Here is an 18,402-nt window from a genome sequence, read left to right as displayed (position 1 = left end):
GGGCCGTCCGGGCCCCCAGGGAGGTGGTGACCCATGGCGCGCAGACGCCGCGAATCCGTTCGCCGTGCAGACCCTGCGTCGCCGGAGGAGGCTTTCCAGACCGGATTTGTTTCGGTTGACGACGGCGGGGACTTCACCTTCCACGCCTCGGCCGCCGCGCTGCTCGGGGACTTTGAGTACCCGGACGAGGCGGCCTGCATCGTGGATCGTCGCGGGGCGGGATTCCGGCTGACCCTGGACGCGGAGCGCCGGATCGGGCTCGCCGCCTCCCCCGGCGAGGTGGACCTTGCGTGGCTGGGCCGGGCCTGGGCGGCGGCGCAGCGCCGGAACCCGCTCCGATATCCGGTGCGGCGGTTTTATCCGGCCGGCCCGGACGCCCTGCTTTCAACACTCTTTGAGTGCTTATATATGGACCGTGGGCCACAGCCGCACCTGCTGCCTGCCCCGGAGGGAGGTGAGGTGGTGGTGGATCCGTTTGGTCACCTCTACCGGCCGGCGAGGATGCCGGGGCACCGGGCCGGTCGGCCTTCGCGAGCGATGATCTTCATAGAGATCGCCGCCGGGAAGCCGCCCGCCGGAGCCCGTCAGGCGTCCGACGCCGGGCGGCCGACCGTGATCGGGATGCCGGTGCCGGGCGTGGCCGGCTCGTAGGATCCATCGAACGGCAGGTAGTCCATGTCCAGCAACGGGTTGTCGTCCTGGGTCGCCACCAGCGCGTGCGCCTCCTCCATTGTCGCGACGCTCGGCATGGAGCCGGGCAGCGGCTTTTGCGCGGATTCGCGCAGGAAGTAGATGGCCACCGCACCCACCGCCGACGTCGCCATCAGGTAGTAGGCGGGCATCATGTCGTCGCCGGTCAGCGTGATCAGGCCCTGCACGATGAACGGGGTGGTGCCCCCAAAGATGGCGACGGCAAAATTGTACGCAATGCCCATGCCGCCGTATCGGCTGGAGGTGGGAAACAGGGCCGGCAGCGAGGACGCCAGGTTGGCCACGTAAAACGTCACCGGGAACGCGATCAAGGCCAGGCCCAGGAGCGTGGCGCCGATGCTGCCGGCGCCGATGAGCATGAAGGCCGGGATGGCCAGCACCACGGTGCTGAGCGCCCCCATCCACAGCACGGGCCGGCGGCCTATCCTGTCCGAGAGCCGCCCGGTCAACGGAATGCAGACCGCCATCAGGACAAGTACCGGAATGGTCAGGAGCGTGCCGTGGACGGGGTCGTACCCCATGGAATCGGTCAGGTAGGTGGGCATGTAGGACGTCAACGCATACCCTACGGTGTTCGCGGCGGCCACCAGGATGACGGCCAGCAGGATCTGGCGCCAAAATACCCGAACCAGCCGGACCGGCCCCTGGGAGGTGTCCGTGTCGTCGGCGGCGGCCGACTTGGCCGCCTCCTCCTGGGCGTCAAGGGTGGCCTGGAATTGCGGGGATTCCTCGATCTTCAAGCGGAAATAGACGGCAATGACGCCGAGCGGGCCGGCGGCCAGGAACGGCAGGCGCCAACCCCATTGCTCCATCGCGTCCTGGCCGAGCGTCAGCTGCAGCACCGAGACCAGGGCGGCTCCAATCGCGAAGCCCATGTAGCTGCCCAGGTCCAGGAAGCTGGCAAAGTAGCCGCGGCGTTTGTCGGGGGCGTACTCGCTGACAAAGGTGGTGGCGCCGGCGTACTCGCCGCCGGTGGAGAACCCCTGGACGAGCTTGAGCGTCACCAACAGCACGGCGGCCCAGATCCCGATCTGGGAGTACCCGGGCAGCAGGCCGACGGCGAACGTGGACGCGGCCATGATCAGCAGCGTCGCGGCCAGCACTTTTTGCCGGCCGACCCTGTCGCCGAGCCAGCCAAACACGACGCCGCCGAGGGGGCGGGCCAAGAAGGTGGCGGCGAAAGTGCCGAGCAGGAACAGGGTCTGCACGGCGGGGTCGGCCTCGGGCAGGAACACCGGTCCCATGGTGGCGATCAGGTAGCCGAACACCCCCACGTCGTACCATTCCATGGTGTTGCCCACGATGGTGCCGCTGAGGGCCTTCTTCAGCATGGGCTGGTCGACGACGTTGACGTGGCCGACGTTGAGCCGACGGCGTTTAAGTTTGGGCAAACGGGGCATTCTTGGCCTGGCTTGCAATCGATCTGCGGTGTCCTCAACACCTGGTTCCGGTTGAATCGTGCTTTGGTCTATGGGCATTTGTCATCCCCTTACGGAGGTCATTTGCTTGTGACTTTCTGCTGCATCGCTTCGGGCAGACCATAAATGGCGCGGGCCGGGCGGGCCCGGGCGACCCCGGCGTGTCGGGGGGCAGTGTGGCTAGCGGTCCTGGCCGACGAGCACTGCAGGTGCCGCGGCGTCAACGGGCGTGCGGACGGCCCAGCGCTTCAACGCCACCACGGTGAACGCCGCAATGGCCGCACCCACCAGGATGGACACCACGAACATGACCACGTTGCCGATGGCGAAGAAGACGAAGATTCCGCCGTGGGGGGCCTGCGAGGTGACATGGAAGGCCATGGTCATCGCGCCCGTCACGGCACCGCCGAGCATGGCGGCCGGGATGACCCGCAGGGGGTCGGCGGCGGCGAACGGGATGGCGCCCTCGGAGATGAACGACGCCCCGAGCAGCCAGGCGGCCTTGCCGTTTTCCCGCTCGGCCAGGGAGAAGCGCTTCTTGTCGATCACGGTGGCCATGGCCATGGCGAGCGGCGGGACCATGCCGGCGGCCATGACGGTCGCCATGATCTCCCACGGCGCGTGGTTCAGGGCGGAGCCCGTGCCCAGGCCCGCGACGGCGAACGCGTACGCCACCTTGTTGACCGGGCCGCCCAAATCGAAGCACATCATCAGCCCCAGGACAATGCCCAGCACGACCGCGGAGGCCCCGGACATTCCCGTCAGCCAATGGTTGAGGCCGTTGGACAGCGCCGCGATGGGCCCGCCGAGGACCAGCAGCATGGCGCCGGAGGCGATGATCGAGCCCAGCAGGGGGATGATGACCACCGGCATGAGCCCGCGCAGCCAGCGCGGGACCTTCCAGCTGCCGATCCAGTAGGCGGCCAGGCCGGCCAGCAGGCCGCCAACGAGCCCGCCCAGGAAGCCGGAACCCATGAACACGGCCACGGCGCCGGCGGTGAAGCCGGGGGCGATCCCGGGGCGGTCGGCGATGCCGAAGGCAATGTAGCCGGCCAGCGCGGGGACCAGGAAGCCCATGGACAGCGCGCCGATCTTGAACGCCACGGCGCCCAGATACAGAAACAGGTTCCCATCGGGCAGGTTCAGGAGGGTGTTGTGCGTGAGGATGTTATCGGCGGTGCCGCCCAGGGCGATGCCGTAGCCGCCCAGCAGGAAGCCGAGGGCAATCAGCAGCCCGCCGCCGGCCACGAACGGGATCATGTAGCTGACACCGGTGAGCAGGACCTTCTTGACCTTTGTGCCCAGGTGCTCGCTGGACGCCTCGGCCCGCTGGTCCGCCGCCTCCTCGGCGCCAAAGTGCGGCACCCGGTGCGCGTGCGGGTCATCGGCGGCCGCCAGGGCCTCCTGGACCATCTTGGCCGGTTCGTCGATGCCGCGCTTGACCGGGGCGCTGACCAGCGGCTTGCCGGCAAAGCGCTCCTTGCCGCGCACGTCGACGTCGACGGCGAAGATCACGGCGTCGGCCGCGGCGATCACCGCCGGATCCAGCGGCGTCACGGCCCCGGAACCCTGCGTCTCGACCTGCAGTTCGACGCCGGCCACCCGGGCCGCCTCGACCAGGGAATCCGCGGCCATGTACGTGTGGGCGATGCCCGTCGGGCACGCCGTCACGGCCACCAGCCGTTTCGCGCGGGCGGTTTCGGGTGCCTGCACCGACGCTTCCCCGACCGGGGCGGGCGCGGCGGGGGCGGCCGCCGGCTTGTCCGCGAGGGCGCCGTCCACCAGGGCGACGATTTCGGCCGGGGTCGAGGCGCTGCGCAGCGCCGCCGTGAAGTCCTTCTTGATAAGGGAGCGGGCCAGCCGGGAGAGGAGCTTGAGGTGTTCGTTGTCGGCCCCGGCAGGGGCGGCGATGAAGAAGATGATGTCCGCGGGACCGTCCAGGGCGCCGAAGTCGACTGCGGGGTCCAGGCGGGCCATGGCGAGGGTGGCCTCCAGCACGGCCTCGGAGCGGCAGTGCGGGATGGCGATGCCGCCGGGGACCCCGGTGGCCGTCTTTTGCTCCCGCGCCAGGGCGTCCGCGTAGAGGGCGTCGACGCCGGTGGCCCGGCCCGCGCCGGCAATGGCGCCGGCCAGGTGGCGGATGACGGATGCCGCGTCGGCGCCGAGGTCGGCGTCCAGGACAACCAGGTCGGTGGTGATGAGTGTGCTCATGTCAGTTCTCCTCAAGGGAGGCCAGGGCCGTAACAGTGACGGCCAGGGGGTGGGTTTGGTGCAGGGAGGGAACCAGGGTTCCGGGGAGGGAAGCGGCGGCCGCGCCGTGGGCCACTGCTTGCTGTAGGCATGCGGCGGGCGAGTCCCCGCGCAACGTGCTCAACAGATATCCGGCCAGGGCGCAGTCGCCCGCGCCGACGGTGCTTTTCGCCTCGATGGCGGGCCCGTTGGCCAGCCAGCTGCCGGCGGCCGTGACCAGCACGGCCCCTTTGGCCCCAAGCGTGGCCAGGACCGTGCCGACGCCTTGGTCCACCAGCGTCTGGGCCGCGCGTGCGGCCAGGGCGGGGTCCGCTTCCAGCGACGGCCCGTCGCCAATCCCCGTCAGCTCCGCCAGCTCCTCGCCGTTGGGCTTGAACAGGTCCGGGCCGGCCGCCACGCTCGCGGCCAGCGGGACGCCGGAGGAATCCACGGCCACCCGGGGCGCCGCGTCGCCGTATCTGGCGCGCACCGCTTCGATGACCCGGGCGTAAAAATCACCCGGCGCCCCCGGCGGCAGTGAGCCGGCGAGCACCAGCCAGGCGGCGCCGTCGGACTTCTCCACGGCCAGCTCCAGCAGGGCCGCCACCTGCCCGTCGCTGAGCAGGGGGCCGGGCTCGTTGACCTTGGTGGTGGTGCCGTCCGGCTCCGTGACGGCGACATTGCTGCGCAGGGCCGCGCCGATGGGCAGGCAGTGGTGCGGGATGTTTTCGCTCGCCAGGGCCCGGACGACGGCGTCGCCCGCGTCCCCGGGCAGCAGCGCCAGGGCGTCGATGCCGGAGGCGGCCAGCGCCCGGACGATGTTCACGCCCTTGCCGCCAGGGTGCGAGCTGGCGGAGACGGCACGCTGGACCTGGCCACGCGCCAGCGGCGCCGCCAGCTCGATGGTGCGGTCCAGGCTGGGGTTGGGGGTCAGGGTGAGAATCATGCGAGCACCACCTCGACGCCGGCCCCGGCCAGTGCGGCGGCGAGGTCGGGGGCGGGAGCGGCCGTGGTGATCAAGGTGTCGATCTCCTCGAGGGTGGCGAAGCGGACCAGGGTTTCGGCCCCGAGCTTGGAGGCGTCGGCCAGGATCACGGTTTGGCGTGCGGCGCGGACCATCGCCGCCTTGGTGGCGGCCTCGACCGGATCCGGGGTGCTCAGGCCGAAGTCCGCGTGGATGCCGTTGGCGCCGATGAAGGCGATGTCCGGGCGCAGTGCGCCGAGCTGTTCGGTGGCGCGGGCCCCGACGACGGCGCTGGTCAGCGCGCGGACCCGCCCGCCCACGATGTCCAGCAGCAGGTGGGCGTTGGTGCTCAGTGCGGAGGCGATGGGCAGCGAGTTGGTGATGGCCAGGAGTTCATCGCCGGGATTGGCGGGGGTCCACGCGGCCAGCCGGTCCGCCAGCGCGGCCGTGGTGCTGCCGGAATCGAGCAGCACGGACACGGTCGGCGTGTGGGGAATCAGGCTCATGGCGGCCGCGGCGATGCGCCTTTTGTCCTCCAGCCGCCGGCCCTGGCGTTCGCTGAGGCTGGGCTCGGAGCGGCTGAGCCGGTCCAGCGCCACCGCCCCGCCGTGGACGCGCCGCAGGATGCGCCCGGTCTCCAGCGACGCCAGGTCCCGGCGGACCGTTTCTTGGGTGATGGAAAAAAGTTCCGCGAGTTCGTTCACGCCCACCCGGCCCTGGGCGCCGACGAGCTCGGCAATGCGATCGTGGCGTTCCTGGGCAAACATGACGCTCCCTTCATCCGCGTGACAGGCGTCACAGGCCGGTTTCACCCGACTCTATCTGTGGCTTTCTTTGTTTGTCAACAGATAACCACATAAACAAAGAAATGCGGAACGCGGCTAGTCTTGGCCCATGGAAACCGTTGCCTGGTCCCGGCCCGAACAGGAACGCCCCGGAACACCGCTGCTGCTGATGCTGCACGGGTACGGCTCGGATGAAGCCCGGATGGGCGCCCTCTTCGGGGACATGCCCAACGGATTCACGTGTGCCGCGCCCCGGGGCCCGTTGGAAATTTCCGGGGAGTACGGCTGGTTCCTGCTGGACTACTTCCTGGCGAACGACTTCGCCGAGGTGGTCGGGGTGGCGGCCAAACTGCTGGCCTGGCTGGACGCCGAAACCGCCCGCTACAACTTCAGCAGCGTCTCCCTGCTTGGCTTCTCCCAAGGCATGGCGATGGCCACCACGCTGCTGCGCCTGCGCCCGGACGCCTTTGCGGCGGGGACCGGGCTGTCCGGCTTTGTGCTCCACAATGAGCTGCTGGAGGCGATGGAGCCGTTGGCTACGCGCATCCCGTTCTACTGGGCGCGCGACACCGCCGACCTGGTGATCAACCGGGAGGCCACGGCGTTTACGGCCGGCTGGCTGGCCGCCAACACGGAGCTGACCGAGGCCAGGTACGACGGGCTCGGGCACAACATCCGCGCCGATGAACTCGGCGACGTGGCGTCGTTCCTCACCGGCCACGTGCCGGGCTCGTTCGCGCCCCGCCCCTGATCCGGACTCCCGTGGCCCGGCGCGCCGGCGGGTACCCTAGTACTCAATCAAACGTCAGGGGAATGCATGGCACGCAGGAAAGTGGAACGTTCGGGGGATGCCGGGGGACGGGGCGGATTCGCCCGGTCCCGGAAGCCGAATCCCGCCGTCGAACTGGCCGCCGCGGCCGCCTTTGACGAACGGGGCAGGCCCAAGCCGGCCGTGCACAACATGCTGCTCAAGGCCGTTGAGGTGCAGCGCCCGCTGGTGTTGGCGAATCTGCGCCGGCTGCGAAAAAGGCACCCCGGCGCCACGGCCGGTGAGCTGAGCCGGCGCCTGGAACGGGACTTCCTCAACGGCGTGGGCGGCGGCGGTGCGGCCATCGGCGCAACCGCCATCATCCCCGGCATCGGCACGCTGGCGGCCCTGTCGATCTCGGCCGTGGCCACGGTTGTCTTCCTCGAGGCGACGGCCCTGTATGCGCAGTCCGTGGCCGAACTCCACGGCGTCCGGCTGGCCGACCCCGAGCGGGCCCGCCTGACCGTCATGGCCATCATGCTCGGGGACGAAGGCACCGCCATGCTGGCCGGGCTGACCGGCCACGCCCTCGGGAAGGGCAAGACGCCCATGCAGGCGTGGGGCAAGACGGCCGGCAAGAGCATGCCCATCACCGCCGTCAAAAGCATCGGTGCGTCCCTGCAAAAGCGTTTTCTCAAGAAGCTGGCCATCACGGGCAGCGCCTCCGCGGTGGGCCGGGCACTGCCGTTCGGAGTGGGCGCGGCCGTGGGCGGGGTGGGCAACGTCCTAATGGGCCGCGCCGTGATCGCCTCAACCCACCGCGCCTTCGGCCCGGCCCCCCTGGTGATTCCCCCCGAGCTGCTGGCCGAGCTCGACGCGGGACGCCGGCCCCCGCCCCGCCCGGGCCCCTGACCCGCCCCGCCCCGGGCAACTGACCCGCCCCGCCCCGGGCAACTGACCCGCAATAGATGTCGAAAAATGGCGAAATTTCGCCATTTTTCGACATCTATTGCGGGTCAGATTGTGTGTGTGGCTAGTGGAAGACGAACGTGGCGACGGCAAAGATGGCCAGGCCGGCGAGGGCGCCCACCACGGTGCCGTTGATGCGGATGAACTGCAGGTCCTTGCCCACCTGGAGCTCGATCTTCTGGCTGGTTTCCACGGCGTCCCAGCGTTCCACGGTCTCCGTGATGATGGAGGCGATCTCGTGCCGGTACGTGCGCACCAGGTAGGCGGCGGCGTCGCCGATCCACGCATTGGCCTTGCCGGCCAGTTCGTCGTCGGTGGCCAGGCGGGTGCCAAATTCCTGCACCGCGGCGGTGAACTTGCGCCGAAGTTCGCTGTCCGGATCGTCGACGGCGGTGAACAGGGCCCTCTTGGCGGTCTCCCAGGTGCGGGCGGCCAGGTCGCGGACCTGCGGGTCGTCGAGCACCTGCGCCTTGATGGCCTCGGCGCGGGCGATCATGGCGGGGTCGTGCTGGAGCTCCTGGGCCAGATCCAGCAGGTAGTAGTCCAGCTGCCGGCGCACCTGGTGGTGGGGATCGTCCTGGACGGCCCGGGCAAACTTGTAAAACTCCGTGTAGATCTTCTCGCCCACCAGCCCGTCCACGAACTGGGGCACCCAGCTGGGCGAGCGGTCGGAGACCAGCCCGGTGATGGTGTCGCGGTTGGCCGCAATCCAGGCGGTGGAACGGTCCACCAGCAGGTCCACCAAGGCGTGGTGGTGGCCGTCGGCCAGGATGCGCCCAACCATCCTGCCGATCGGCGGACCCCAGGGCGGCTCCAGCACATGCTTGCGCACCATGGACTCGATCACGTCCCGGACGTCGTCGTCCTTCAACACCGTCATGGCCCCGCGCATGACGGCGGCCCCCTCCGTGGCCACGCGCCGGGCGCTGGCGGGCTTGGCCAGCCAGGCCCCCGCCTTTTGCGCGATCTGCGTACTGGCCAATTTGTCGCGCACCACGGTCTCGGAGAGGAAGTTGGTCTCCACGAACTCACCCAGGCTGGCCCCGATGGCGTCCTTGCGGTTCGGGATGATGGCCGTGTGCGGGATCTTGATGCCCATCGGGTACTTGAACAGGGCGGTCACGGCAAACCAGTCGGCCAGTGCGCCCACCATGCCGCCCTCGGCCGCGGCCCGGACATAGTCCAGCCACGGGTACCGCCCGGCGAAGGCAAACGCAAAGGCGAAAATGACGGCCATGGCCACCAGCAAACCGAGTGCGATGTTCTTCATCCGGCGCAGCGCCGCGGCTTTTTCGCGGTCCGCCGCGGACACGCCGCTTCCGCCCGCGGCGGCTTGCGGGGTGCGGGTGGAACCGGCCGGGCCGGACTGTTGCGGGTAAGCCATGAAGCAAGCGTAGCGTGGTGCCATGACAGTGCAGATCTACGCCCACCGGGGTTCCAGCGAGCGGTTTGCCGAGCACACCCGGGCCGCCTATCGCCAGGCACTGGCCGACGGCGCCGACGGGCTGGAGTGCGACCTCCACCTCACCGCCGACGGGGCCCTGGTGCTGATCCACGACGACGACGTCGACCGTACCTCGGACGGCTCCGGCCCGGTGGCGGAGCACACCCTGGACCAGCTGCGGGAGCTGGATTTTTGTTCCTGGAAGGGCGTGGGGATCCCGCCGGAATTCGGCGGCGTGCCGGAGCAGCTGCTCACCCTGGATGAGCTGCTGGACATCGGCTTTGACGCCGGCCGGCCGCTCGGGCTGGCCGTCGAGTTCAAGTTTGGCGCCGCGTTCAACCCCAGCCCGGTGGATGCCGCGCTGGACCGGCTGCGGGCGCGGGGGTGGTCGCCGGCGTCCTCCACGGCCGGGAACCTCACCGTTTCCTTCATGAGCTTTCATCCCGAGGCCATCGGGTACCTGGCCGGGCAGCTGGCACCGGAGCACCTGTGCCAGTTGCTGGAGGACGTGGAGGTGCAGGAGGTGCGCGAGGAACTGGACCTTGGCACCGTCGCCGGGCACACCGTCGCGTTTCTGCTGCGCCGGGCCATGGCCGACGGCGAGGCAATGCTGGACGACGGCGTCGCGAACCTTGCGGGGCTCGGCGTCGACTACCTGCGCGCGAACCCGGAAAACGCGGCCCGGTGGCTGGCCGCCGGGCGGAAGATGCGGGTCTGGACGGTGGACACGGACGCGGACCTGGCGCTGTGCCGTGCGGCCGGCGTCGCCGAGGTGACCACCAACCGGCCGGCGGAAATTCGCCGCATCCTCTCCCTGCGGTGACGGCATGTGATTGCATGGAGGCATGGCATCACGCATCGAAGACTATGCTTTGCTGTCCGATCTCCACACCGGGGCGCTGATTGCCCGGGACGGCAGCATCGACTGGCTGTGCTTCCCGCGCTTTGACTCCGCGTCGATGTTCGCCGCGCTGCTGGGCACGGCGGCCCACGGCCGCTGGCTCATGGCCCCGGCCGGTCCCGGCGCCGCAGTCACCCGGCGCGCCTACGTGGAGCGGAGCTTTGTGCTCGAAACCATGTGGGAAAGCGCCACGGGATCGGCGCGCGTCACCGAATTCATGCCCATCGGGGATCGGCGGGCCTCCGTTGTCCGTCGCATCGAGGGCGTCTCCGGGAGCGTCGAATTCAAGCAGGAGATCACCATGCGCCCCGGATACGGCAAGGTGCTGCCCTGGGTGCGTCGGGTGCGACAGGTCTCCGGCCGTATGGCCATCCTGGCCGTGGCCGGGCCCGACGCCCTGCTGCTGCGCGGCGATGAGCTGCCCCGCGCCGTCGACCATAAACACGGCGGCAGCTTCACCGTCCGGGCCGGGGAACGGGTGGACCAGGAACTCATCTGGTACCCGGCGCACCGGCCCCTGCCGGCGGACATCGACCTCGACGCCGCACAGGCCGACACGCTCACGTACTGGAACCACTGGGCGGCAAACTGCAGCCCGGACGGAAAGTACACGCCCATGGTGGAGCGCTCGCTGCTGGTGCTGCGCGCCCTGACGAATGAGGACACCGGGGGGATCGTGGCGGCGCCCACCACGTCCCTGCCGGAGGATTTTGGCGGACCCCGCAACTGGGACTACCGGTATTGCTGGCTGCGGGACGCCGCGCTGACCCTGGAGTCCATGCTGACCCACGGCTACGAAGACGAGGCCCTGCAATGGCGCAACTGGCTGCTGCGGGCCGTGGCGGGGGACCCGGAAGACCTGCAGATCATGTACGGGGTGGGCGGCGAGCGCGAACTGCCCGAATTCGAACTGGACCACCTGCCCGGCTACGGCGGTGCGTCGCCGGTGCGGGTCGGCAACGGGGCGGTGGGCCAGTACCAGGCCGACGTCGTGGGCGAGGTGCTGGTGGCCCTGGAAAAGCTGCGCCTCGCCGGCGGAACCGAAGACCACTTCTCCTGGCCGCTGCAAAAGGCCATGCTGGAGTTTGTCGAACGCCACGTGGCGGACAAGGACCACGGCATTTGGGAGATGCGCGGGGAGCTGAAATACTTCACGCACTCCCGGGTGTTGATGTGGGCGGCATTCGATTGCGGCGTCCGGGCCGTCCGGGACCACGGCCTGAAGGGACCGGTGGAACGCTGGGAAAAGCTGCGCGGGCAGATGCGCGCGGAGATCTTCGAGCACGGGTTCAACCGGGAGCTCAACACCTTTACGCAGACCTATGGCGGCACGGCCACGGATGCGTCCCTGCTCGTGATCCCGCAGGTGGGTTTTGTCGGCTACAACGATCCGTGCATGCTCGGCACCGTCGCCGCCCTGGAGCAGGAGCTTGTGGATGAGCGGGGCCTGCTCCTGCGCTACCAGACATCGTCCGGGCTGGACGGGCTGGCACCGGGCGAGCACCCCTTCCTGGCCTGCTCCTTCTGGCTTGTGGAGCAGTACGCCCACACCGGGCGGCGACCGGAGGCGGTGGCCCTGATGGACACCCTGGTGGGATTCGCCAACGAGGTGGGGCTGCTCAGCGAGGAATACGACACCGGCCTGGGCCGGATGGCCGGGAACTTCCCGCAGGCCTTCTCGCACCTGGCCCTGGTGCGGGCCGCGGATGCCCTGCATGGCACGGAAGCCTTGAGCCTGGCCGCCAACGGTGCCGCCAACGGTGCCGCCAACGGTGCCGCCAACGGCGCCGCCGACGGTACAGCCGACGGCGTGGGCGTTGCCGGCGTCCGGCCGGGGGGCGGGTGACCGCGGCCGGACGCGGAACGTGAAAACATGGGGACATGAGGCTGAACACCGTCCCCGCCCGGAGCACCCGCCGGGCATGAAACTTACCCAGTCCCCCGCGGCCAGGATCGGCGCGTCGATCGCCATCGCCACCGGGCTGTACGGCGTGTCCTTCGGGGCGCTGTCGGTGGCCTCCGGGCTGTCGTTCTGGCAGACCATGGCGCTGAGCCTGCTGCTGTTTAGCGGCGGTTCCCAATTCGCCTTCATCGGCGTGGTGGCCGGCGGCGGCACGGGCGTGGCCGCCATGAGCGCCTCGGCCCTGCTGGGCATCCGCAACGGCGTGTACGGCATGCAGCTGAACGCCTTGCTGCGGCCCACCGGCTGGCGCCGGTTCGCGGCCGCCCAGCTCACCATCGACGAATCCACCGCCACCGCCACGGGCCAGAAGGATCCGGACGAGCAAAAGCGCGGTTTTTGGGTGGCCGGCGCGGGCATCTACCTGCTCTGGAACCTCTTTACGGCGGCCGGCGCGTTCCTTGGCGACGCCCTGGGCGACCCCCGGCAGTGGGGCCTGGACGGGGCCGCCGTCGCCGCCTTCCTGGGCCTGTTGTGGCCGCGGATCAAGGCGTTCCAGCCCGCCGCGATCGCCGCGGTCTGCGCGGTGGTGACCCTGCTCGCCGTCCCCTTTGTGCCCCCGGGCGTGCCCATCCTGGTCGCCGCGGTGGCGGCCGGGCTGATCGGCTGGTTCCGGCGCGGCACCCCTCCCGGCCATGCCCGCGGCCATGCTTCCGACCATGACAGGGATGGCCTGGAGCCGGACGTCGAGCCGTACCCGCACGACGCCGGCACGCACCATCTGCACGCCGCCCACCAGGGGGAGCGGGCATGAGCCTGTGGTTTTGGCTGATCGTGGCCGTGATACTGGCCTACGCCACGAAGCTGCTCGGCTACCTGGTTCCGGCCAAGGTGCTGGCGAACCCGCGGATGTCACGCGTCGCCGGGACGCTGACCATTGGATTGCTGGCGTCGCTGACGGTGGTCAACGCGGCGGCCAGCGGGAACGCCGTCGTGCTCGACGCGCGGATCGGCGCGCTGGCGGCGGCGGGGATCGCGCTGTGGCTGAAGGCGCCGTTCCTGGTGGTGGTCATTGTGGGCGCGGCCGCCGCGGCCGGACTGCGGCTGCTGGGCTGGCCCTGAGCCCGGCGGCCGGGCCGGGGGCAATAATGGAGGCTGGACCAACTTTGAGGAGCATTCCATGATTGTGGCTTTTTCAGTGGCGCCCAGCGGCACCCCGACGGGCGAGCCTGCCGGAACGGGCGACGATGCCTCCGTGCACACCGCCGTGGCCGCGGCCGTGCGCGTGGTCCGCGAGTCGGGATTGCCCAACCGGACAAGCTCGATGTTTACGGAGCTCGAGGGCGACTGGGATGAGGTCATGGACGTGGTCAAGCGCGCCACGGAGGCCGCCGGGCGGTACGGCTCGCGCGTGTCCCTGGTGCTGAAGGCGGACATCCGCCCCGGCCACACGGGCGAACTCAGCGGCAAGACCGACCGGCTCGAAGCCGCACTGGGGTCCCTGCCGGACTAACCGACGTTGAACCGGGGCTGGTCCGACATGCGCGGGCGGGCCTACGCTGGGACCATGGTCGAACACGTGAACCAGCCCGGCTGGGCGGACGTTGAAGAGTACCTCTCCACCACCTTGGTGCGCGGCGGCGCAGGCATGGATGCGGTGATTTCCAGCACCGACGCCGCCGGCATGCCCCGCATCGAGGTGGCGCCCACCGCCGGGAAGCTGCTAATGCTGCTGGCCCGCATCCAGGGCGCCCGGCGCGTGCTGGAAATCGGCACCCTGGCCGGGTTCAGCACCATCTGGCTGGCCCGCGGCATTCCCGAGGACGGACACGTCACCACCTGCGAATTCCTTCCCGAACACGCCGCCGTCGCCCGGAAAAACATCGACGCCGCCGGCTTCGGGGCCAAGGTTGAAATCCGCGTCGGCCCGGCACTTCAAACCCTGCCCACGCTGGCGGGCGGGGACCCGTATGACTTCGTGTTCATCGACGCGGACAAGGGCAACGACGTCAACTATGTGCAGTGGGCGTTGAAATTGACCCGCCCGGGCAGCGTGATCGTCATGGACAACGTCGTCTGGGAGGGCGCCATCCTGGACCCGGGCGAGGACCCCGATGCGGCCGGCATCCGGGCCGCCCTTGACTTCATCGGGAGCAGCCCGCGCCTGGACGCCACCGCCATCCAGACGGCCGGCACCAAGGGCTGGGACGGATTCGCGATCGCGATCGTCACCTAGGCGAAGTCTCCGCCGCCGGCGCTGGGATACGCTGATTGGGTGACTATTTCACTGCGACCGGCGACCCTGGACGACGCCGAGGCTGTGACCCGGTTGCACCTGCGCTGCCACGAGGAGGCCTACGGGCGGCACCTGCCGCCGGAGTTCTTCGCCCGGCGCCGCGAAACCCTCCCGGAACGGGTTGAAGGCTTCCGCCGGGCCGTGTCCGCCGGCCATGTTCCCACCGTGACGTACGACGCCTCCGGGCTGATAGGACTGGCCGCCGCGGGCCCCGCCCAGGACGCGGATGCGCCCGCCGAGCTGGAACTAAACATGATCTACACCATCGAACGCGTGCACGGCAGCGGGGTGGGGCAACTCCTACTCGATGCGGTCATCGGCCGGCGGGCCGCGTACCTGTGGGTGCTCGAAGACAACCCGCGCGCCCATGCCTTCTACGCCAGGAACGGCTTTGTGCCGGACGGGACGCGGAAATTAATGGACGAGGACTGGTACCGGCTGCCGATCGTCCGCATGGTCCGCCCGGGCGAGGTTTCCTGATGGGCCGCCGGCGCACCCCCAAAAACGCGGAGCCGGCCGTCGCCGGCGTCGGACCGGCCGCCGGCACCTACCGGACCGACACCGGCACGGCCGAACTCATCCCCGACGGCGAGAATCCCAACGGCTGGCTGCTCATGCTCAACGGCGTGCAGAGCTCACATGTGGACCTGGCCGATCCGCTGCGGCTGGACTTTGAGTACATGCGCTGGATCATGGCGCTGGTCCAGGACCGCTGGCCCGCCGCCGAGAAGCTGCGCACGCTCAGCCTCGGCGGCGCCGCCTGCGCCATGCCCCGCTACCTCGTGGCCGCTTTCCCCCATTCACGCAATGTGGTGGTGGAGATCGACGGCAAGCTGGCCGCCTACGTGCGCGACTGGTTTGACCTGCCGCGGGCCCCGTTGCTGAAGATCCGGGTCGGGGAGGCCCGCCAGGTCACGGAAACCCTGAGCGAGTCCAGCCGGGACCTGATCATCCGGGACGTCTTTGCCGGCGCCGTCACCCCCCACGCGCTGACCACCGCCGAGTTCACCGCGGCCGCCCGCAAGGTCCTTGTCCCCGACGGCGTCTACGTGGTGAACTGCGGCGACTCCCCGGCGCTGGCCACGGCCCGGCGCGAGGCCGCCACGATCGCCGCGGCCTTCACCCACACGGCCATCATCGCCGACCCGCCCATGCTCAAGGGCCGCAGGTCCGGCAACATCATCATCGCCGGCAGCGACGCACCCCTGGGCACCGGCGCCGGCCTGCCTCGGGCGCTGCTGGGCGGGGCCATGCCGGCACAGTTGTGGAACGACGCCAGGGTCCGCCAATTCGGCCAGAGCGCCCTGCCGCTCACCGACACCGTTCCGCACTCTGACGCCGCGCCGCACCCCTGAACTGACCCGCAAAAGATGTCGAAAATCCCCGCGAATTCACGGATTTTCGACATCTATTGCGGGGCAGTTGGCAAGGCGGTGTCCGGGGTTTCAGACCCCGGTATATTGGAACCATGGCGAGCACAGCAAGGACGCAGTCAAAGGTTCCCGCGGCGGACAATACCCTGCGCATCTTGAAGCTCCTCTCCGCCAAGCGCGGACCGCTGGCCGCCTCCACGATCGCCACCACCCTGGGGCTGCCCCGCTCCAGCGTCTACCACCTGCTGGGCGTCATGGAGCAGAGCGGTTTTGTCATGCACCTGCAGGAGGAACAGCGGTACGGGCTGGGCATTGCCGCCTTTGAACTCAGTAGCGCCTACTCGCGGCAGGAGCCGCTGTCGCGCCTGGGCCGGCCGCTGCTCGCGGCGCTGGTTGACCGGATCGGTGAGAGCGCCCACCTGGCCGTGCTCCACGGGCGGGACGTCCTGTATATCGTGGAGGAGCGGGCCAAGCATCGGCCGTCGCTGGTGACCGACGTCGGCGTCCGGCTGCCCAGCCACCTCACCGCCAGTGGGCGGGCCATCCTGGCCGCCCTGCCCAAGTCCCAGGTCCGGGCCCTGTACCCCAACGCGGCGGCGTTCAGCTCGCGCACCGAGGTGCCGGACCCGATCGGCAAGTACTCCGCCCTGTCGGCGCACCTGGATCAGGTGCGCCAGCGCGGCTACTCCACCGAGCACGGCGAAATCACGGACGGCTTCGGCTCCGTGGCGGCCGCCGTGACCGACCACCTGGGCTGGCCCGTGGCCGCCGTGGCCGTGACCTTTCTGGAGGACAAGGTGCCCGTCGCACAGTGGCCCGAACTGGCCGAACGCGTCACCAAGGTGGCCGCCGAGCTGTCCACGCGCATTTACGGGCGCCGGAGCGCATAAGCGCACCGGGAACAGACCGGTCTGGAATGCCGGACAGCACCCGGGCCGCAGGGGCAGACAGCGGCGCCGCAAAAGGGTTTAGTTGGAACTATGCCTTCCACCTCGCTTGAAACCACCCTGACCACCGTCGTTCTCTCCTCCTCCGGCGTCACCCCCGAGGACGTCATCGCCGTCGCCCGCCACAACGCCAAGGTGAGCATCAGCGCCCAGGCGCTGGCCGACGTCGCCCGCGTCCGTGCGCACATCGACGAGCTGGCGCATTCCCAGACGCCCGCGTACGGCATCTCCACTGGCTTCGGCGCCCTCGCCAACCGCCATATCCCCGAGGAAATGCGCACCCAGCTGCAAAAGTCGCTCATCCGTTCGCATTCCGCCGGCATGGGCCCGGCCGTGGAGCGCGAGGTGGTGCGGGCGCTGATGTTCCTGCGCGCCAAGACGCTGGCCTCCGGGCGCACCGGCGTCCGCCCCGTCGTCGTCCAAACCATGGTGGACGTGCTCAACGCCGGCATCACGCCCGTCGTTCGCGAGTTCGGCTCGCTGGGCTGTTCCGGGGACCTCGCCCCGCTGTCCCACTGCGCCCTGGTGCTCATGGGCGAGGGCGAGGCGACCGGGCCCGACGGCACCCTCTTCGGTGGCACGGGCCGCCCCGTCGCCGAACTTCTCGCCGAGGCCGGCATCGCCCCCGTTGAGCTCGCCGAAAAGGAAGGCCTGGCGCTCGTCAACGGCACCGACGGCATGCTTGGCATGCTGCTCATGGCCATCGCGGACCTGCGCCTGCTGCTGACGACGGCGGACATCACCGCCGCGCTCAGCGTCGAGGCGCTGCTGGGCACCGACCAAGTGTTCGTGCCCGAGCTGCACATGGCGCTTCGCCCGCACCCCGGCCAGGCGCTCAGCGCGGAGAACATGCTGCGCGTGCTCGCCCATTCCCCCATCGTGGCCTCGCACCGCGTGGGGGACAACCGTGTCCAGGACGCGTACTCGCTGCGCTGCGCCCCGCAGGTGGCCGGTGCCGCCCGCGACACCGTGGACCACGCCCTCATGGTGGCCACGCGCGAGCTCGCCGCCACCATCGACAACCCGGTGGTGCTCCCCGACGGCCGGGTCAGCTCCAACGGCAACTTCCACGGCGCCCCGGTGGCCTACGTGCTGGACTTCCTGGCCATCGTGGCCGCGGACGTGGCCTCCATCGCCGAACGCCGCACGGACCGCATGCTGGACCCCGCCCGCTCGCACGGCCTGCCCGCCTTCCTGGCCGGCGATCCCGGCGTCGACTCCGGACTCATGATCGCCCAGTACACGCAGGCCGGGCTGGTCTCCGACTCCAAGCGCCTGGCCGTCCCCGCCTCCGTGGATTCCATCCCCAGCTCCGCCATGCAGGAGGACCACGTGTCCATGGGCTGGCACGCCGCCCGCAAGCTGCGCCGTTCCGTGGAGAACCTGCGCCGCGTGCTGGCCATCGAGCTGGTCACCGCCACCCGCGCCATCGACATGCGGTCGTCCATGTCCGACGGCGCACTGGTCCCCGGCCCGGCCGGCGCGGCCGTGCTGGGGGTGCTGCGGGCCACGGTCCAGGGCCCGGGCAGCGACCGCTTCCTCTCGCCCGAGCTCGAGGAGGCCGACCGGCTGGTGGGTTCCGGGGCCATCCGCGCCGCCGCCGAGTCGGCCACGGGCCCGTTGCACTGACGCCCCCGCGGGCGCGCCGGACCGCTGTGACATTTGCCACTTCGGTGCCGGGAGTGTTTAATGTTCGAGTCCCCCCATTACCAAACAT

General features: G+C 69.9%; 18 protein-coding genes. 13 read left to right on the top strand and 5 right to left on the bottom strand.

Going from position 1 to position 18,402, the window contains the following annotated elements; genetic code table 11:
• The first annotated feature begins 33 nt into the window (after window positions 1-33).
• Window positions 34-651, top strand: a complete 618-nt coding sequence (locus tag AB4Y80_RS05295; RefSeq protein ID WP_442212388.1) for a hypothetical protein — start codon at window positions 34-36, stop codon at window positions 649-651.
• On the opposite strand, the gene AB4Y80_RS05290 is transcribed toward AB4Y80_RS05295, so the two are convergent.
• From AB4Y80_RS05290 to AB4Y80_RS05275, 4 genes are all read right to left on the bottom strand, one after another.
• A complete protein-coding gene (locus AB4Y80_RS05290) occupies window positions 585-2,189 on the bottom strand; it encodes an MFS transporter (RefSeq protein ID WP_442212386.1) in 1,605 nt (534 codons plus the stop codon). The two genes, AB4Y80_RS05295 and AB4Y80_RS05290, sit on opposite strands and share 67 nt — an antisense overlap.
• A 120-nt stretch (window positions 2,190-2,309) precedes the next feature.
• Window positions 2,310-4,340, bottom strand: a complete 2,031-nt coding sequence (locus AB4Y80_RS05285; RefSeq protein WP_442212384.1) for a PTS fructose transporter subunit IIABC — start codon at window positions 4,338-4,340, stop codon at window positions 2,310-2,312.
• A gap of 1 nt (window position 4,341) precedes the next feature.
• Window positions 4,342-5,304: a 1-phosphofructokinase family hexose kinase gene (locus AB4Y80_RS05280; protein WP_442212382.1), complete on the bottom strand. Its 963-nt coding sequence runs from the start codon at window positions 5,302-5,304 to the stop codon at window positions 4,342-4,344.
• Complete coding sequence (locus AB4Y80_RS05275; protein WP_442212380.1) at window positions 5,301-6,089, bottom strand: DeoR/GlpR family DNA-binding transcription regulator; 789 nt, start codon at window positions 6,087-6,089, stop codon at window positions 5,301-5,303. Before AB4Y80_RS05275 ends, AB4Y80_RS05280 begins: the two co-directional genes overlap by 4 nt.
• Window positions 6,090-6,216: 127 nt before the next feature.
• Here AB4Y80_RS05275 and AB4Y80_RS05270 point away from each other — a divergent pair, with 127 nt between their 5' ends.
• On the top strand, window positions 6,217-6,858 hold the full coding sequence (locus AB4Y80_RS05270) for an alpha/beta hydrolase (protein ID WP_442212378.1): 642 nt from the start codon (window positions 6,217-6,219) through the stop codon (window positions 6,856-6,858).
• A gap of 66 nt (window positions 6,859-6,924) precedes the next feature.
• Window positions 6,925-7,767 (top strand): hypothetical protein, encoded by an 843-nt coding sequence (locus AB4Y80_RS05265; RefSeq protein ID WP_442212376.1) that lies wholly within the window; start codon window positions 6,925-6,927, stop codon window positions 7,765-7,767.
• A 121-nt stretch (window positions 7,768-7,888) separates the two neighbouring features.
• Here the strand turns inward: AB4Y80_RS05265 and AB4Y80_RS05260 are convergent, their stop codons facing one another.
• Window positions 7,889-9,208, bottom strand: coding sequence for a DUF445 domain-containing protein (locus AB4Y80_RS05260; protein ID WP_442212374.1), 1,320 nt, complete (start codon window positions 9,206-9,208; stop codon window positions 7,889-7,891).
• Window positions 9,209-9,230: 22 nt separating this feature from the next.
• Here AB4Y80_RS05260 and AB4Y80_RS05255 point away from each other — a divergent pair, with 22 nt between their 5' ends.
• The 10 genes from AB4Y80_RS05255 (at window position 9,231) to hutH (ending at window position 18,314) form a co-directional block, all read left to right on the top strand.
• Window positions 9,231-10,091, top strand: coding sequence for a glycerophosphodiester phosphodiesterase (locus AB4Y80_RS05255; RefSeq protein WP_442212371.1), 861 nt, complete (start codon window positions 9,231-9,233; stop codon window positions 10,089-10,091).
• A gap of 22 nt (window positions 10,092-10,113) precedes the next feature.
• Window positions 10,114-12,015 carry a glycoside hydrolase family 15 protein gene (locus AB4Y80_RS05250; protein WP_442212369.1) on the top strand — a complete coding sequence of 634 codons (1,902 nt, stop codon included), beginning with the start codon at window positions 10,114-10,116 and terminating at the stop codon, window positions 12,013-12,015.
• A gap of 76 nt (window positions 12,016-12,091) precedes the next feature.
• Window positions 12,092-12,883, top strand: a complete 792-nt coding sequence (locus AB4Y80_RS05245; RefSeq protein WP_442212367.1) for an AzlC family ABC transporter permease — start codon at window positions 12,092-12,094, stop codon at window positions 12,881-12,883.
• A complete protein-coding gene (locus AB4Y80_RS05240) occupies window positions 12,880-13,191 on the top strand; it encodes an AzlD domain-containing protein (RefSeq protein WP_442212365.1) in 312 nt (103 codons plus the stop codon). The genes AB4Y80_RS05245 and AB4Y80_RS05240 overlap by 4 nt, the downstream gene beginning before the upstream one ends.
• A 58-nt stretch (window positions 13,192-13,249) precedes the next feature.
• Window positions 13,250-13,582: a thiamine-binding protein gene (locus AB4Y80_RS05235; RefSeq protein WP_442212363.1), complete on the top strand. Its 333-nt coding sequence runs from the start codon at window positions 13,250-13,252 to the stop codon at window positions 13,580-13,582.
• A 54-nt stretch (window positions 13,583-13,636) separates the two neighbouring features.
• The gene (locus AB4Y80_RS05230) at window positions 13,637-14,305 is read left to right on the top strand and encodes an O-methyltransferase (RefSeq protein WP_442212361.1); all 669 of its coding nucleotides are present in this window, start codon (window positions 13,637-13,639) and stop codon (window positions 14,303-14,305) included.
• A gap of 39 nt (window positions 14,306-14,344) precedes the next feature.
• Window positions 14,345-14,845, top strand: a complete 501-nt coding sequence (locus AB4Y80_RS05225) for a GNAT family N-acetyltransferase (RefSeq protein ID WP_442212358.1) — start codon at window positions 14,345-14,347, stop codon at window positions 14,843-14,845.
• A complete protein-coding gene (locus tag AB4Y80_RS05220; RefSeq protein WP_442212356.1) occupies window positions 14,845-15,720 on the top strand; it encodes a spermidine synthase in 876 nt (291 codons plus the stop codon). The genes AB4Y80_RS05225 and AB4Y80_RS05220 overlap by 1 nt, the downstream gene beginning before the upstream one ends.
• Before the next feature lie 113 nt (window positions 15,721-15,833).
• Complete coding sequence (locus AB4Y80_RS05215; protein WP_442212353.1) at window positions 15,834-16,628, top strand: IclR family transcriptional regulator; 795 nt, start codon at window positions 15,834-15,836, stop codon at window positions 16,626-16,628.
• 90 nt (window positions 16,629-16,718) lie between these two features.
• On the top strand, window positions 16,719-18,314 hold the full coding sequence (hutH, locus tag AB4Y80_RS05210) for a histidine ammonia-lyase (protein WP_442212352.1): 1,596 nt from the start codon (window positions 16,719-16,721) through the stop codon (window positions 18,312-18,314).
• Window positions 18,315-18,402 lie beyond the last annotated feature (88 nt).

Source organism: Specibacter sp. RAF43 (genome assembly GCF_052114065.1).
GTDB lineage: Bacteria > Actinomycetota > Actinomycetes > Actinomycetales > Micrococcaceae > Specibacter.
This window is presented reverse-complemented; position numbering and strand designations above follow the sequence as displayed.